Source organism: Bradyrhizobium sp. ISRA464 (assembly GCF_029910095.1).
Lineage (GTDB): Bacteria > Pseudomonadota > Alphaproteobacteria > Rhizobiales > Xanthobacteraceae > Bradyrhizobium.
This window is the reverse complement of record NZ_CP094526.1, coordinates 8,143,901-8,157,385: the sequence shown is the minus strand read 5'-3', so window position 1 is coordinate 8,157,385 and position 13,485 is coordinate 8,143,901. Positions and strand designations below refer to the sequence as shown.

Below are 13,485 nucleotides of genomic sequence, written 5' to 3'. Positions count from 1 at the left end.
AGAGGTCTCCACCCTGTATTTTTGCCGAAGTCTGGCATCCCGCCTGCGAATGTCAATTGGCCGGCAGGGGCGTGGGGATGAGCAACCGGCGAGATAGGTAACAGTTCAGACCGACGACATAGGTAACACAATTCTCGTTTCGTTCAGGTCTGCTGTTGTTGAGGCTGTGGACCCTGAGGGCAGCGCGCAGCGTTGTCCTCAAGTCCACAGCCCAAGTGTGTTTGGGTTTGCGCAGCCGATCGTCGCGGTGCGCAATGGTACCGAGCAGGATCGGACCATAACTGACGGTCCAGCCGTCCTGGGCTTCCATCAGCCCGACGGGCTCGCCGACCAGTGCTTCGCTGATATAGATCATGTGGCCGTGCCATTTGATCTCGCCGCTGTGCCGGACCGATCGGACGTCATGGTCGTCACTGCATTCCGGCTTACGCAGAACGCCGTCGAAGCGCCGCGAGAACGCAAAGCCATCTCTCCACGATTGTCATCGCCCGCGAAAGCGGGCGATCCAGTATTCCAGAGGCAGCAGTGATTCATCCGAGAGGCCGCAGCGCGCCTCTGTTTGTCGCGCTTCGGAGCAGCCTCGCGTCGGTCGATCGCTGATCTGGCACGTGCCGAGGTCGGGGCGAAGGCCGCGGCACTGCCATGCCAAGCGTGCCGACGGCAGGGACGATAAGTTGTTGTTATCAAGACGAATAAGACAATATTCCGATTGCGGAATCCGGGAGCGGATTTCACCGCGATCCTCGCTTCATGATCGCCGCCTGGTGCAAGATTTTGCCGATTGGCATTGGCTTTCGACCACTGCCGGGCGCATCATGTTCGGCGTCGGCAACGACAGAGCTTCAAGGTGCATGGAGGGAGCAATGGCCGAATCGAAGGTTGAAACCGCCAACACGGCAGGCGCTGCGTCGCCACAAGGCGAGAGCGGCCGCCCCAGCGAGCTCGCGGTCGCGACCGTCCGCACCGTGCCGATCGATAAAGCGAAGGCGCAGTCGCGCACCGAGCACGACCTGCTCGGCGAGGACGACGTGCCGGCCAACGCGCTGTGGGGCATTCATACCAAGCGCGCGGTGATGAATTTTCCGATCACCGGCGTTCCGGTCGGCCACTTCCCGGAATTCGTTCGCGCGCTGGCGCTGGTGAAGCAGGCGGCCGCGCGCGCCAACAAGAGGCTCGGGTATCTCTCGGCCGAGAAGGCCGAGGCGATCGAGGCGGCCTGCACGCAGATCGCGACCGACAAGGTCTATGCGGAGTCCTTCGTCGTCGATGCGATCCAGGGCGGCGCCGGCACCTCGACCAACATGAATGCCAACGAGGTGATCGCCAATGTGGCGCTGCGGCTGATGGGCCGCAAGCCCGGCGACTATCACGCGCTGCATCCGAACGACGACGTCAACATGGCGCAGTCGACCAATGACGCCTATCCAACCGCGTTGCGGCTCGCCGTGATCTTCGCCACCCAGCCGCTGGTGCGCGCGCTCGGTGATCTCGCCTATGCGCTCAAGGGCAAGGCGGTGGAGTTTGCCGATGTCCTGAAGATGGGCCGCACCCAGCTTCAGGATGCCGTGCCGATGACGCTCGGCCAGGAGTTCGACGCCTTCCACGTCACCGTGAAGGAGGATGTCGCGCGGCTGAACGAGATCGTCAGCCTGTTCCGGGAAGTCAATCTCGGCGCGACCGCGATCGGCACCGGCATCAACGCCGATCCGCGCTACGCCGCGCTCGCGGTCGAGGAGCTGTCGCGGCTGTCGGGCCAGCCGATGGTGCTTGCCTCCAACCTGATCGAGGCGACGTCGGATCTCGGCGCCTTCGTGCTGTTCTCCGGCGTGCTCAAGCGCGTCGCGGTCAAGCTGTCGAAGATCTGCAACGATCTGCGGCTGTTGTCGTCGGGGCCGCGCACCGGCATCGGCGAGATCCGCTTGCCGGCGGTGCAGGCCGGCTCCTCGATCATGCCCGCCAAGGTCAATCCGGTCATTCCCGAGGTGGTCAACCAGGTCGCCTTCCTCGTGATCGGGCATGACCTGACCGTGACTATGTGCGCCGAGGGCGGCCAGCTCCAGCTCAACGCCTTTGAGCCGACCATCGGCTATTGTGTGCTGAGCTCGCTGCGGATGCTGACCGCCGCGATCGACACGCTGACCAAGCGCTGCGTCGAAGGCATCGAGGCCGACCGCGAGCGTTGCCGCAGCCTAGTGCAGGGCTCGATCGGCCTGATCACGGCGCTGGCGCCGACGCTGGGCTATGAAGCAAGCTCGCGCGTCGCGCGCCGCGCGCTGAAGGAGAACCGCTCGGTCGCCGACATCGTGCTGGAGGAGAAGCTGTTGACGGAAGCGCAGCTCAACCAGCTTCTCGAGCTCGAGGCAATGACGCGTCCCGCGCGCAGGCAGGGGCCGGCGCCGAAGAGTTGAGGGGGTGCCCCATCCTAGCGGAGGTAGATCGCCAACTCGCTAACCGTGCTGAACGCAGAACATGTGACGAGTTGGGCCCGCGAGGTCGGTTCGCCTCTCCCGCTTGCGGGGTCGAGACGAGCGAAGCTCGCTCTTAGGCCGCATCGCATCGATAGATGTGATGCGGGTGGGGGCTCTCTCCTCACTGGTAGACACCCCCACCCCAACCCTCCCCCGCAAGCGGGAGAGGGGGTGCAGTCCCTTCGCGGCCTACAGCGTCTTGATGAATTCGATCAGCGCGCGCCGCTCGTCTTCCTTCAGCTCCGGCCCGATCACGCCCGGGCGCTTCTCGTTAGAGAATTCGTGCCCGGCATTGGAGTTGCCGCGCTTGGAGGTGTCGAGCAGGAAGCCGTTCCTGATCTTGTCCTTCCAGACATAGCCGAGGTCCTTGGCGTCATATTCCCGGCTGCCGAGATAGAACGTCTTCGGCCGATCCTTCACCGGCGACAGAAGCGCGTAGATCGTCGGCACCGAACCATTGTGCAAATAGGGCGGCGTCGCCCAGATGCCGTTGAGGGGGCGGACCTTGTAGGCAAGAGGCGCCTGGATCTTGTTCGGCCGGTAGCCATTGATGCGCTGCTGATCCTCCGGCGGGGTCTTGTTCTGGGCATACCAGTAATCGACCGTCTTCTCGACCAGCTCGCCCAGCGCCGGACCGAACGCGCCATCCTTGATCTTCAGATTGGCCGGTGTCTCGACCGTGCGGCTGGCAAGGCCCGCGGCCTGCGCGGGGTCGGTGCCGATATGGCTGATCGGCACCAGCTCGACATCGAGCAGCGGCTGACCGGCGTCGTTCTTGGTCCACCACGCCTTGTTCTTGAACAGCGCATAGGCTTCGCTCGCGGGCAGCGCCTTGCTGTCGATCGCCGGGCGATGGCACTCCTGACAATGCGTCTTGTAGAGCTCGGCGCCCTTCTTCGCGAGGTCCATGTTGATCGGCGGCAGGACGTTCTCCGGCCATTTCGGCGACGCCAGGCCGCTAAACCCCTTGTCCTCGCTTGGCGGGTCGCCGGCGATCATCCGCTCCATCTCGTGCAGCACGTCGATCCGTGCGCTCGACTTGAACAGGCCCCTGGACTCGTCGAGCAAATTGAGGTCCGCGCTGACGCCGAGCGCCTCACCGGCATTGCGCACCATCGGCTGCATGATCGAGCCGTCATACTGCACCCAGCTGAACCACGGCGCGTTCCAGATCCGCGGGAAATGCACCGGCGCCGAATGCGAGGCATAGTTGTTCGGATTCTTCAGGTCCAGCGCGAACACCTGGTTGCCGATCCGGTTCAGCGCGTCGAGCCGGGCATAGCCTTCCTCGACGCTGTTGGCGGCGACCTTATTCTCCAGCGCGTTGATCTCGGCGTACTGCTTCAGCACCAGGTCGAGCTGGCCACGCAGCGCCATGCGTTCGTCGACGCTTGCGTCCTTGCCGAGAATCTCGTCGGCAAAGCGGGAGAAGCGGCCCGGCCAGAAGCGTGTCAGCAGCAGCGACAGTCCGACGCTCTTCTGGAATTCGAACAGGTTGGTGTTGGCCGGCCCGCCGTCGACCACGACCTCGGTGCCGCGATAGGTGAAGCTGCCGGTGTGGCAGGCCGCGCAGGTCAGCCCGATCCCGGTCATGTCGGCCTTGCTGTGCGGATTGCGCCACGGCGCGCCGTTCGCATCCAGCATCGGGCCACCCTGCGCGAAGCCGATCGGCAGCGGATCGGGCTTGCCCGGAATCACCGTATCCGGAATGAAGCCGAAGCGGCCGAGATAGTCGGTGTCGCTGAGGCGGGACGCGGCGGTGAACAGCGGCCAGACTGTCGGCTGCTCCAGCGCCATGAACCATTCATGGGGAATGAGGAAGGTCCGGGTCCCCTGATCGGCGTGGTAGAACCAGCGCAGCCGCTCGGTGCTGACATTCTGGTCCAGCCACACGGTCTTTGCCGGCGGCCGATAGTCGACGGCCTTCACGCGGAAGCCGCTCACCAGCGTCTCGATATCGTCCTTGAAGTAGAACACGCCGGAGACAATCAACAGGCCGATGATAACGATCGTCTTGCGAGGCATGCCCCGTCCCCCAGTTCGCGGTCACCGCGTGATATTCATCAGATATTAAAGTTCGCCGAAAACAGGTTCGCGTCTTGCGTGTGTCAAGCAATGCGCCATCCTATAGTCGCGGCTCCCGCTCTAACAACGGAAATGTTGATCGGGTGTGAGCCAGTTCACCTTCGTCGGCAGGATGCGGCGGCATTTGCGCGCATCGCCGCGGAAAGCTAGAAACGATGGATCAATTTGTCTGGAGGCAACGCGTGAACGCCGCCGGCGCGCAACAGCTCACCATCGCAGTCGCCGACAGCAACGCGGTATCCGCGCTGCTGTTGCGGCCGCCGCAGGCGCGCGCGGCTTATGTGTTCGCCCACGGCGCGGGCGCCGGTATGACACATCCGTCGATGGAGACGATTGCAATCCGCCTTGCCGAGCGCGGCATCGCGACGCTGCGCTATCAGTTTCCCTACGTGGAGAAGGGCAGCAAGCGGCCGGATCCGCCCGCGGTGGCCCAGGCCGCGGTGCGAGCGGCGGTGGCGGAGGCCGCGCGCCGTTGCGGCGATCTGCCGCTGTTTGCCGGCGGCAGATCGTTCGGCGGACGCATGACCTCGCAGGCCCAGGCGAAAGCGCCGCTCGCAGGCGTGCGTGGGCTGGTGTTCCTCGGCTTTCCCCTGCATGCCGCGGGCAAGCCGTCGAACGAGCGGGCCAAGCATCTTGCTGACGTGAAAATTCCGATGCTGTTCCTGCAGGGCACGCGCGATGCGCTGGCGGAGCTCGATCTGCTCGGGCCCGTGGTGAAGGGGTTGGGGCCGCGCGCGACGCTGCATCTGGTGCAGGAGGCTGATCACTCCTTCCACGTGCTCAAGCGCTCCGGCCGCAACGATGCAGAGGTGACGATAGAAGTGCTGGACGCGTTCGCGGCGTGGGTCGCGAAGCATTCGTAGCCCGGATGAAGCGGCGCGCAATCCGGGAGCCATTCGCCGCTTGTGACACCGTTCCGGATTTCGCTGCGCTCCATCCGGACTACGTCCGGTCAGGTTGGAGCTGCGCCATAAATCCGGTCGCGCAGGCGGCGCATGCCGGCCAGCCAGCGGTCGCGATTGGCGGCCTTGCGCTGCATGTACTCATGCACCTGCGGATGCGACAGGATCATGAAGCGCTCCTCCGCCATCGCCTCGATCACCATGCGCGCGACCTCGGCCGGCTGCAGCACGCCATCGACGCGCGCGGCGCTCGGGCCCGGCGTCGTCATGCCGGTCTGCACCGATTGCGGACACAGCACCGAGACGCGGATGCCGCGATCGCCATACTGGATCGCGAGATGTTCAGCGAGCGCCACTGCGGCGTTCTTGGTGACGCCGTAAGGCATCGAGTTCAGCGACGCCAACAGCCCCGCGGCCGACGCGGTGTTGAGCAGGTAGCCCGAACCGCGCGCCAGCATGCCGGGCACCAGCGCCCGCGCCGCGAACACATGGCTCATCACATGCACCCGCCAGCTCACGTCCCAGTCGGCGTCCGATGCCGTCTCCTGGCCCTTGCGCGACAAGCCGGCGTTGGAGAAGAACACGTCGACCGGGCCGAATTTGCCTTCGGCGGCTGCCACCAGCGCCTTGATGTCCTCTTCCAGTCCGACATCGGCGGTCACCGCGAGCCCGTCGATATCGCCGGCGACGCTGGCGAGCCGGTCGCGCAAGGTCTTGAGGTCGGCGACCACGACGCCGCGCGCGCCGGCCTCCGCATAGGCCCGTGCCACCGCTTCGCCGATGCCGCTGGCGCCGCCAGTGACGACGCAGACCTTGTCCTTGACTTGCATGGTACGATGTCCTGCTTGTTATCGGCCCCGCGCAGATTGTCAGCCCTGATAGAGCCCCTTGTCACGCGCCTTCTGGATCGCGAGCGCGGCCATCAGGTCCAGCATTGGCGTGGAGAGGCCGGCAGCGCGCGCAAACGCAGCCGGCGCGCGGACCAGCACGTCGATCTCCATGGCACGGCCGAGCTCATAGTCCTGCAGGATGGAGGGCTTGTGGTCCGGCGCGGGGCCCGAGCGGGTGACGCGCTTGACCTCGGGAATAAAGCGCGTCGCCACCGCGTTGGCCTCGTCGAGCAGGCGCGGGATCACGTCCTGCATCGACGGATCATCGCGAACCGCGCGCGCGGTCAGCCCGGTCAGCAGGCAGAGCACCGACAGCGACATGTTGGTGAGCAGCTTCGACCAGATCGTCTCGCGGATCTGCTTCACCTCGGGCGATTCGATCTTCGCATCGCCCAGGGCGCCGCGCAGCCAGGTGATGCGTTCACTCTGGCGGTCGTCGCACTCGCCGATCAGCAGGCGGTTGCGCTCGGGCGAGAGGTTCGCCACGACCCCGGGCGCGATCACCTCGTTGGAGGAGAAGATCACGCCGCCGATGATCCGCCCCTTCTGCACGGCAGCACGCAATTGCCCGCCGGGGTCGAGGAAGCCGAGATCGGGAATCGCCGGATGATCAGCCGGCAGGCCGAGATCGTACCACCAGGGAATGCCGTTCTGCGCGAACACGATCGCGGTGTCGTCCTTGAGCAGTGGCGCGAGCCCGGTGGCGAGCGCGCTGACGCCGGTGGCTTTCAGCGTGCTGATGACGACGTCCTGCGGTCCGAGGTCGGCCGGATCGGCGGAGGCCTTCACCCGCGCGGTGACGCTGGTGTCTCCGATCTTCAGCGTCAGGCCGCGCGCCTTCACCGCGTCGAGATGCGGCCCACGCATCACGCAGGCCACGTCATGTCCGGCCCGTGCCAGCCGGATCGCAAAATGGCTGCCGACGGCGCCCGCGCCGAAAATGCAAATGCGCATGGATCGAACGAGTCCCTGGAAGATGCCGCGCTAGTTTCTACAAGGGAGCGGCGTCGCGCAACCCGTCATGCGCATGGCGCGGCCGCATCACGCCGGAAAGTGATGGATCAACCTGTATCCACTCGCCATAGTGCGTGCGTCACGAGATGCCGATGAGGGAGAAACGTCCATGTCCGCCAGCCCAGTCCTGTGGAGCCTCGATGCGCGCGGGGTCGCGACCGTCACGCTGAACCGCCCCGAGGTCAACAACGCCTATGACGGCGCATTGATCCAGGGTGTGCTCGCGGCGATCGACGATCTCCTGACGAAGTCGGTGCGCGTTGTCGTACTCAAGGGCAACGGCAAGCATTTCCAGGCGGGCGCCGACCTGAAATGGATCAACGGCGTGCGGCCGAAGTCATTCGAAGAAAACGAGGCGGCGTCGCGCGCGACCTTCGAGGCGGTTCAGCGCCTCAACACGCTGCCGGTGCCGACCGTGGCGCTGGTGCAGGGCGGCTGCTTCGGCGGCGGCACCGGCGTGATCGCAGCCTGCGACATCGTGGTCGCGGCCGACAATGCGCTGTTCTCGATCACCGAGGTGCGCTGGGGGCTCACCGCCGCGATCATCATCCCGCAGCTCTGCGACGCCATCGGCGTGCGCCAGGTACGCCGCTACGCGCTGACCGGCGAACGGTTTGGCGCTGAAGATGCACGTCGCATCGGTCTCGTGCACGAGGTGGTGCCGCTTGCCGAGCTCGAGAGCGCAGGCGCCAGATTCGTGGAGCAATTGCTGGCCAATGCGCCGGACGCGCTGGCTGAGACAAAACAGCTTGCGATGGAGAGTTCGTTCGGCGGCATGGCCGTTGACGATGAAGCCTACAAGCGTCTGGTCCGCCTGCATTCAGCCAAGCGGCAGACCGCGGAGGCCGCCGAAGGCCTCGCCTCCTTTGCCGAGAAGCGCGCGGGCCGCTGGCGTGGCGGCAAGGCGTAGGAGCAATGCAGTATCATAATGCAGTATCACAGTGACTGCGACAGCGACGTCTTCAATGTCTTCAACAGCGCCTGCACGGCAGCGGCATCGATGCGGCGCTCGGGAACGGCGGCCTTCACCCACAGTTCGGGGATCGGGAATTCCGTGAGTACCGGCTGCAGCGCGCCGTCGCGCAGCGCGTCCTCGACGAGGTAGTGCGAGATCAGTGTGATGCCGTTGCCGGCAATCGCGCTTTGCTTCAGCACGCGGCCCTCGTTCGAGCTGAGACACGGCCGCACCTGGATGTTGATGCGGCCGCGCGGTCCCTCGAACGGCCATTCCGGTCCGGTCGGCAGGAAGCTGAGGCAGCGGTGATCGACGAGGTCGCGCGGATGTTTGGGTGTGCCTTGCTTCCGAAGGTATGCGGGCGAGGCGCACAACAGCCGCGGCAGGCGGCACAGCGGCTCATCCACGACGCCGCCGAAAGAATGCGGGAAGGCGCCGATCGCGATGTCGAACCCTTCTGTCACCGGATCGACCGGGCGATCGATCATCACGATCTCCAGCCTGACGCTCGGGTTCTGGGTCTGGAACGCGGTAAAGGCATCGGCGAGCCGCGCAACGGTGAGTGATGTCGGCGCCTTGATGCGCAGATGATCGGTGAGGTCGCGATCCTTCTCGCCCATCCGCGACAGGAGATCGCCGACATCGGCGACGACGCCGCGGGCGCGGTGGACATATTGCTGCCCGGCCTCGGTCAGCCGCAATTGGCGGGTCGAGCGGTGAAATAGCGCGGTGCCGATCCGATCCTCGAGCTGGGTGACGCGCTTGGCGACCACCGATGTCGCGACGTTGAGTTTTCGCGCGGCAGCGGAAAAGCCGCTGGTGTCGGCGGTGGCGAGAAAGGCTTCCTGGTTGACCAGCGTGTCCATGACCTTTCTCGATTCGAGAAAGCTGATTACATAATTTGGTGGATTGTAGTCCAATTCGCATCAATTCATAGTCAGGATAACCAACTTGTTCAGGGCGGAAATGATGCGGGCAAACGCCATCGAAGAACCTGCGCGGCAGGTCCCGGTCTACGGCGAATATGATGTGGTGGTACTCGGCGGCGGACCGGCCGGCATCACGGCCGTGGTAGCGGCGGCGCGCGCCGGACGACGAACCCTGCTGATCGAGCGCTACGGATTTCTCGGCGGCATGGGCACCGCTGCAGGGGTGACGAACTTCTGCGGGTTGCATGCCAACGTCTTCGGCGAGATGCACCGGGTGGTGCGGGGCATCGCTTCGGATTTGCTGGCGCGGATCGACCGGCTCGGCGGGCTCAACGCGCCGCATCTGATCCTCGGCAAGATCCTTGCTCAGGCTTACGACACCGCGGCCTACAAGATTGCGGCCGACGATCTGCTCGCCCATCACAAGGTCGATATCCTGTTCCACGCGCTCGGCGCCGGTGTCGTGATGGACGGGGCGCGCATCCGCGCGCTGATGGTCGAGACCAAGGCCGGCCGGCAAGCGGTGCTGGCGAGCATCTTCATCGATTGCTCCGGCGATGGCGATCTCGCGGTGTGGGCCGGTGCTCCCTTTGAAGTCGGCGACAATGCCGGCAGCATGCTTTACCCCTCGATGATGTTCCGCCTCAACGGCATCGACCCAGCCAAGGCGGGGGACGCGTGGCGGAGCATTCCAGAGCGGATGGCGCAGGCGGAAGCTGCCGGCACGCACAAATTCCCGCGCAAGGCCGCGATCGTGCGGCCGCAGAAATCGCAGATCGAGTGGCGGGTCAACTTCACCCAGCTCGCACGGAGCGACGGCAGCGCGATCTCGGGCATCGATCCCGACGACATGACCCGCGGCGAGATCGAAGGCCGCCGCCAGGCGGTCGAGGCCTTCGCGTTCCTGCGCACACTGCCCGGCTTCGAAAACTCCTACATCGTCGACCTGCCGCCGCAGCTCGGCATCCGCGAGACGCGGCGCGTGGTCGGCGGCTACATGCTCTCCGGTGAGGACGTGCTCGGCTGCGCCTCGTTCGAGGACTCGATCGGCGTCAATGGCTGGCCGAAGGAATCCCACGTTCCGGGCGATGTCGTGTTCGAGTTTCCGCCGATCCCGCAATCGCGCGGCTACAACGAACTGCCGTACCGGATGCTGGTGCCCGAGAGCGTCGACAACCTCCTGATGGCCGGCCGCTGCGCCTCGATGACCCATGAGGGGCAATCGGCCGCGCGCGTCTCCGGGGCCTGTTTTGTGATGGGCGAGGCGGCCGGAACCGCGGCGGCACTAGCACTTTCGGGCAATACGATTCCACGCGACATTTCCATCGAAAAGTTGCAACAACAGCTCAAGACGCTGGGCGCCTTCATCGGGCACGATCAGGCGGTCCCTGTGGGAGTTTAGAATACGCATGTCCGCGCCTTGCGGACGGCGCCGAGGCGGAGGGAAGGGAATGAAGGTTTGGGCGCGGCTCGCGGTGACGGGTCTGCTGGCGCTGGCTGCGAGCGGGGTCGCGCGGGCCGATGATCTCCTGAAAGCCAAGATCGGCGTGCTGCGCCTGTCGTCCTCGGCGCCGGTGTTCATCGCTCAGGACAAAGGCTATTTCCGCGACGCCGGCCTTGACGTCGAGTTGAAATTCTTCGATGCGGCGCAGCCGATCGCGGTCGCGACCACGTCCGGTGACGTCGATGTCGGCATCACCGCGTTCACCGCCGGGCTCTACAATCTCGCCGGCAAGGGCACACTGAAGGTGATCGGCGGCATGAGCCGCGAGAAGGCCAGCTATCCCTTAATCGGCTATTTCGCCAGCAACAACGCCTATGCCGCCGGCCTCAAGACGCCGAAGGATCTCGCGGGCAAGCGCGTGGCGGTGACCCAGGTCGGCTCCAGCTTCCACTACTCGCTCGGCCTGCTCGCCGACAAATACGGCTTCAAGCTGTCCGACGTGAAGGTCGTGCCGCTGCAGTCGCTGTCGAATGCGGCCGCTGCGTTGAAGGGTGAAACCGTCGACGCCGCGCTGCTCCCGGTCTCGACGGCGCGGACGCTGATGGATTCCAACGGCGCGAAATTGCTAGGCTGGGTCGGCGACGAGACGCCGTGGCAGCTCGGAGCCGTGTTCGCCTCGCCGAAGACGCTCACCAACGCAAAGCTGGTGACCAAGCTGCTCGCTGCGCTCGCCCGCGCCGACCACGAGTATCACGACGTAATCCTGGCTTCGATCAAGAACGGTGTTGCACCGATCGACGAGAGGACCAAGCCGCTGCTCGAGATCATCGCCAAATACACCAACCTGCCGGTCGAGCAGGTCGTCGGCAATTGCGCCTATATCGATCCTGACGGCAAGCTCGACGTGAAGAACGTCGATAACCAGATCAAGTGGCTGCAGGAGCAGGGTTTCGTCGACAAGGGTTTCGATGCCAACGCGATCATCGCCAAGGACTACGTGAAGGCGGATTGATGTTAGACCGCGCGCACAAATCCCGACCCCGTCATCCTGAGGAGCCGCGCAGCGGCGTCTCGAAGGATCGACGGCCCGGCTGTAGCTCGGCCGTTCATCCTTCGAGGCTCGCCCAGCGGCGCAAATGCGCCGCAAGGCTCGCACCCCAGGATGACGGGTCAGATAGCGAGCTTCCGGCATGGACCTGATTGCCGACCATATCAGCCATCGCTTCGGCGCGCTCGACGTGCTCGACGATGTCTCCTTCACGGTTCGCGCCGGCGAGGTCGTCGCGATCGTCGGCCCGTCCGGCTGCGGCAAGAGCACGCTGTTGTCGATCCTCGGCGGCCTGCTGCGACCGAGCAAGGGCGCGGCCGAGCTGCGCGGCGCGCCGCCGGCGGACAGCCTCAATCCGCTGACCTTCGTGTTTCAGGATTTTGCGCTGCTGCCCTGGAATACGGTGGAAGAGAACGTCGCGTTTCCGCTGCTGCATACAAGCTTGAGCGCCGGCGAGCGCCGCGCCGTGATCGACGATGCGCTCCGCCGCACGGGACTGTCGGATTTCCGCGCGGCCTATCCGAAGCAGCTTTCCGGCGGCATGCGCCAGCGCGTCGGCATCGCGCGGGCGCTCGCGGTGCGGCCCGCGATCCTGCTGATGGACGAGCCGCTGTCGGCGCTGGATTCGCAGACCCGCGAGCTCCTGATGGAGGATTTCGTCCGTCTGCTTGCCGATGGCGAGATGGGCGCGGTCTATGTCACGCATAATCTCGAGGAAGCGGTGCGGCTTGCGGACCGCGTCGTCGTGCTGTCGCGCCGTCCCGGCCGCATCACGGAGATCGTGACTGTTACGATGACACGGGCCGAGCGCGGGGTTGCCGATGCGCGTGGCCGGCTCGCAGCGCTACAGGGCGATCTGTGGTCGCTGATCCGCAAAGAGGCGATCGACGCCGAGCGCGAGGTCCAGCATGCTTGATCGCGCGACGGCGGAGACGAAAGAGCAGTCGACGGAGACGCCGCGGCCGGTGGCGTTTCGCGGCGCCGGCTTCACCCCGTCGGGCAGCCGCCATGCAGGCTGGATCGCGCTCGCGATTGTGATCGCGGTCTGGCAGCTCGCCGGCAGTGCCGGCTTCGTCAACCCGTTGTTCCTGCCGGCACCTTCGGCGATCGCGGTTGCGATCTACAAGCTCGGGACCTCAGGCGCGCTGTGGCAGCACCTCTCCTGGTCGATCATGCGGATCGGCAGCGGCTGGATCATCGGCACGGTCGCCGGCGTCATTGTTGGCTCCGGGATCGGCCTGTCGACGCTGGCGCGCGGCGTCGGCATCACCTTCATCTCGGCGTTGTTCCCGATTCCGAAGATCGCGCTATTGCCGCTGCTCATCCTGTGGCTCGGGATCGGCGAGGAGCCGAAGATCGCGACCATTGCGCTCGGCGTGTTCTTCTCGACCGCGATCTCGGTCTATAGCGGCGTCGATGCGGTGCCGCGCAATCTGATCCGAATGGCGCAGAGCTTCAACGTGCCGTTCCACGCCATCGTCCGCCGCGTGATCTGGCCGGGCGCGCTGCCGTCGATCCTCGCCGGCTTCCGCATCACCGCTTCGATTGCGCTGCTGCTCGTGGTCAGCGCGGAGATGATCGGCGCGCAATACGGCATCGGCGCCTTCGTGCTGCAGGCCGGCAATCTGATGCAGACCGATCAGCTGCTCGCCGGCGTCGTGATCCTGTCGCTGTTCGGGCTCGCGGTGGGCAAGCTGATCAACTGGATGGAAGCGCGCCTGCTGCACTGGCGGTGAATGTCTCCGCCGTC

General features: G+C 65.3%; 12 protein-coding genes. 7 read left to right on the top strand and 5 right to left on the bottom strand.

Features of this window, described 5'->3' with window-relative positions:
* Positions 1-52: 52 nt before the first annotated feature.
* Entirely contained in the window at positions 53-355 is a 303-nt protein-coding gene (locus MTX19_RS37785; RefSeq protein ID WP_280981701.1) for a hypothetical protein, read from the bottom strand.
* A gap of 508 nt (positions 356-863) precedes the next feature.
* Between MTX19_RS37785 and MTX19_RS37780 the strand changes: the two genes are divergently transcribed.
* Complete coding sequence (locus MTX19_RS37780) at positions 864-2,408, top strand: aspartate ammonia-lyase (protein ID WP_280981700.1); 1,545 nt, start codon at positions 864-866, stop codon at positions 2,406-2,408.
* A 249-nt stretch (positions 2,409-2,657) separates the two neighbouring features.
* Here the strand turns inward: MTX19_RS37780 and MTX19_RS37775 are convergent, their stop codons facing one another.
* A complete protein-coding gene (locus MTX19_RS37775) occupies positions 2,658-4,493 on the bottom strand; it encodes a di-heme-cytochrome C peroxidase (RefSeq protein ID WP_280981699.1) in 1,836 nt (611 codons plus the stop codon).
* 242 nt (positions 4,494-4,735) lie between these two features.
* On the opposite strand from MTX19_RS37775, the gene MTX19_RS37770 reads away from it, so the two are divergent.
* Positions 4,736-5,416 carry an alpha/beta family hydrolase gene (locus tag MTX19_RS37770; protein ID WP_280985750.1) on the top strand — a complete coding sequence of 227 codons (681 nt, stop codon included), beginning with the start codon at positions 4,736-4,738 and terminating at the stop codon, positions 5,414-5,416.
* Positions 5,417-5,505: 89 nt separating this feature from the next.
* Here the strand turns inward: MTX19_RS37770 and MTX19_RS37765 are convergent, their stop codons facing one another.
* Entirely contained in the window at positions 5,506-6,285 is a 780-nt protein-coding gene (locus MTX19_RS37765; protein ID WP_280981698.1) for an SDR family oxidoreductase, read from the bottom strand.
* A 39-nt stretch (positions 6,286-6,324) separates the two neighbouring features.
* Positions 6,325-7,299, bottom strand: a complete 975-nt coding sequence (locus MTX19_RS37760) for a ketopantoate reductase family protein (protein ID WP_280981697.1) — start codon at positions 7,297-7,299, stop codon at positions 6,325-6,327.
* Positions 7,300-7,468: 169 nt separating this feature from the next.
* Here MTX19_RS37760 and MTX19_RS37755 point away from each other — a divergent pair, with 169 nt between their 5' ends.
* Positions 7,469-8,269: an enoyl-CoA hydratase-related protein gene (locus tag MTX19_RS37755; protein WP_280981696.1), complete on the top strand. Its 801-nt coding sequence runs from the start codon at positions 7,469-7,471 to the stop codon at positions 8,267-8,269.
* Between the two features lie 26 nt (positions 8,270-8,295).
* Here the strand turns inward: MTX19_RS37755 and MTX19_RS37750 are convergent, their stop codons facing one another.
* Complete coding sequence (locus MTX19_RS37750; protein WP_280981695.1) at positions 8,296-9,180, bottom strand: LysR family transcriptional regulator; 885 nt, start codon at positions 9,178-9,180, stop codon at positions 8,296-8,298.
* A 103-nt stretch (positions 9,181-9,283) separates the two neighbouring features.
* Between MTX19_RS37750 and MTX19_RS37745 the strand changes: the two genes are divergently transcribed.
* The 4 genes from MTX19_RS37745 to MTX19_RS37730 all read left to right on the top strand — a co-directional run bounded on the left by MTX19_RS37745 (position 9,284) and on the right by MTX19_RS37730 (position 13,471).
* Positions 9,284-10,645 (top strand): FAD-dependent oxidoreductase, encoded by a 1,362-nt coding sequence (locus tag MTX19_RS37745; protein ID WP_280984627.1) that lies wholly within the window; start codon positions 9,284-9,286, stop codon positions 10,643-10,645.
* 49 nt (positions 10,646-10,694) lie between these two features.
* Positions 10,695-11,699, top strand: a complete 1,005-nt coding sequence (locus MTX19_RS37740; RefSeq protein ID WP_280981694.1) for an ABC transporter substrate-binding protein — start codon at positions 10,695-10,697, stop codon at positions 11,697-11,699.
* A gap of 178 nt (positions 11,700-11,877) precedes the next feature.
* On the top strand, positions 11,878-12,651 hold the full coding sequence (locus MTX19_RS37735; RefSeq protein WP_280981693.1) for an ABC transporter ATP-binding protein: 774 nt from the start codon (positions 11,878-11,880) through the stop codon (positions 12,649-12,651).
* Positions 12,644-13,471, top strand: a complete 828-nt coding sequence (locus MTX19_RS37730; RefSeq protein WP_280981692.1) for an ABC transporter permease — start codon at positions 12,644-12,646, stop codon at positions 13,469-13,471. The genes MTX19_RS37735 and MTX19_RS37730 overlap by 8 nt, the downstream gene beginning before the upstream one ends.
* Positions 13,472-13,485 lie beyond the last annotated feature (14 nt).

Coding starts and splice junctions, on each gene's coding strand:
- MTX19_RS37750 (WP_280981695.1), bottom strand. CDS start 9,180: ATGGACACGCTGGTCAACCAGGAAGCCTTTCTCGCCACCGCCGACACC.
- MTX19_RS37745 (WP_280984627.1), top strand. CDS start 9,284: ATGCGGGCAAACGCCATCGAAGAACCTGCGCGGCAGGTCCCGGTCTAC.
- MTX19_RS37785 (WP_280981701.1), bottom strand. CDS start 355: ATGATCTATATCAGCGAAGCACTGGTCGGCGAGCCCGTCGGGCTGATG.
- MTX19_RS37775 (WP_280981699.1), bottom strand. CDS start 4,493: ATGCCTCGCAAGACGATCGTTATCATCGGCCTGTTGATTGTCTCCGGC.
- MTX19_RS37735 (WP_280981693.1), top strand. CDS start 11,878: ATGGACCTGATTGCCGACCATATCAGCCATCGCTTCGGCGCGCTCGAC.
- MTX19_RS37780 (WP_280981700.1), top strand. CDS start 864: ATGGCCGAATCGAAGGTTGAAACCGCCAACACGGCAGGCGCTGCGTCG.
- MTX19_RS37740 (WP_280981694.1), top strand. CDS start 10,695: ATGAAGGTTTGGGCGCGGCTCGCGGTGACGGGTCTGCTGGCGCTGGCT.
- MTX19_RS37765 (WP_280981698.1), bottom strand. CDS start 6,285: ATGCAAGTCAAGGACAAGGTCTGCGTCGTCACTGGCGGCGCCAGCGGC.
- MTX19_RS37730 (WP_280981692.1), top strand. CDS start 12,644: ATGCTTGATCGCGCGACGGCGGAGACGAAAGAGCAGTCGACGGAGACG.
- MTX19_RS37755 (WP_280981696.1), top strand. CDS start 7,469: ATGTCCGCCAGCCCAGTCCTGTGGAGCCTCGATGCGCGCGGGGTCGCG.
- MTX19_RS37760 (WP_280981697.1), bottom strand. CDS start 7,299: ATGCGCATTTGCATTTTCGGCGCGGGCGCCGTCGGCAGCCATTTTGCG.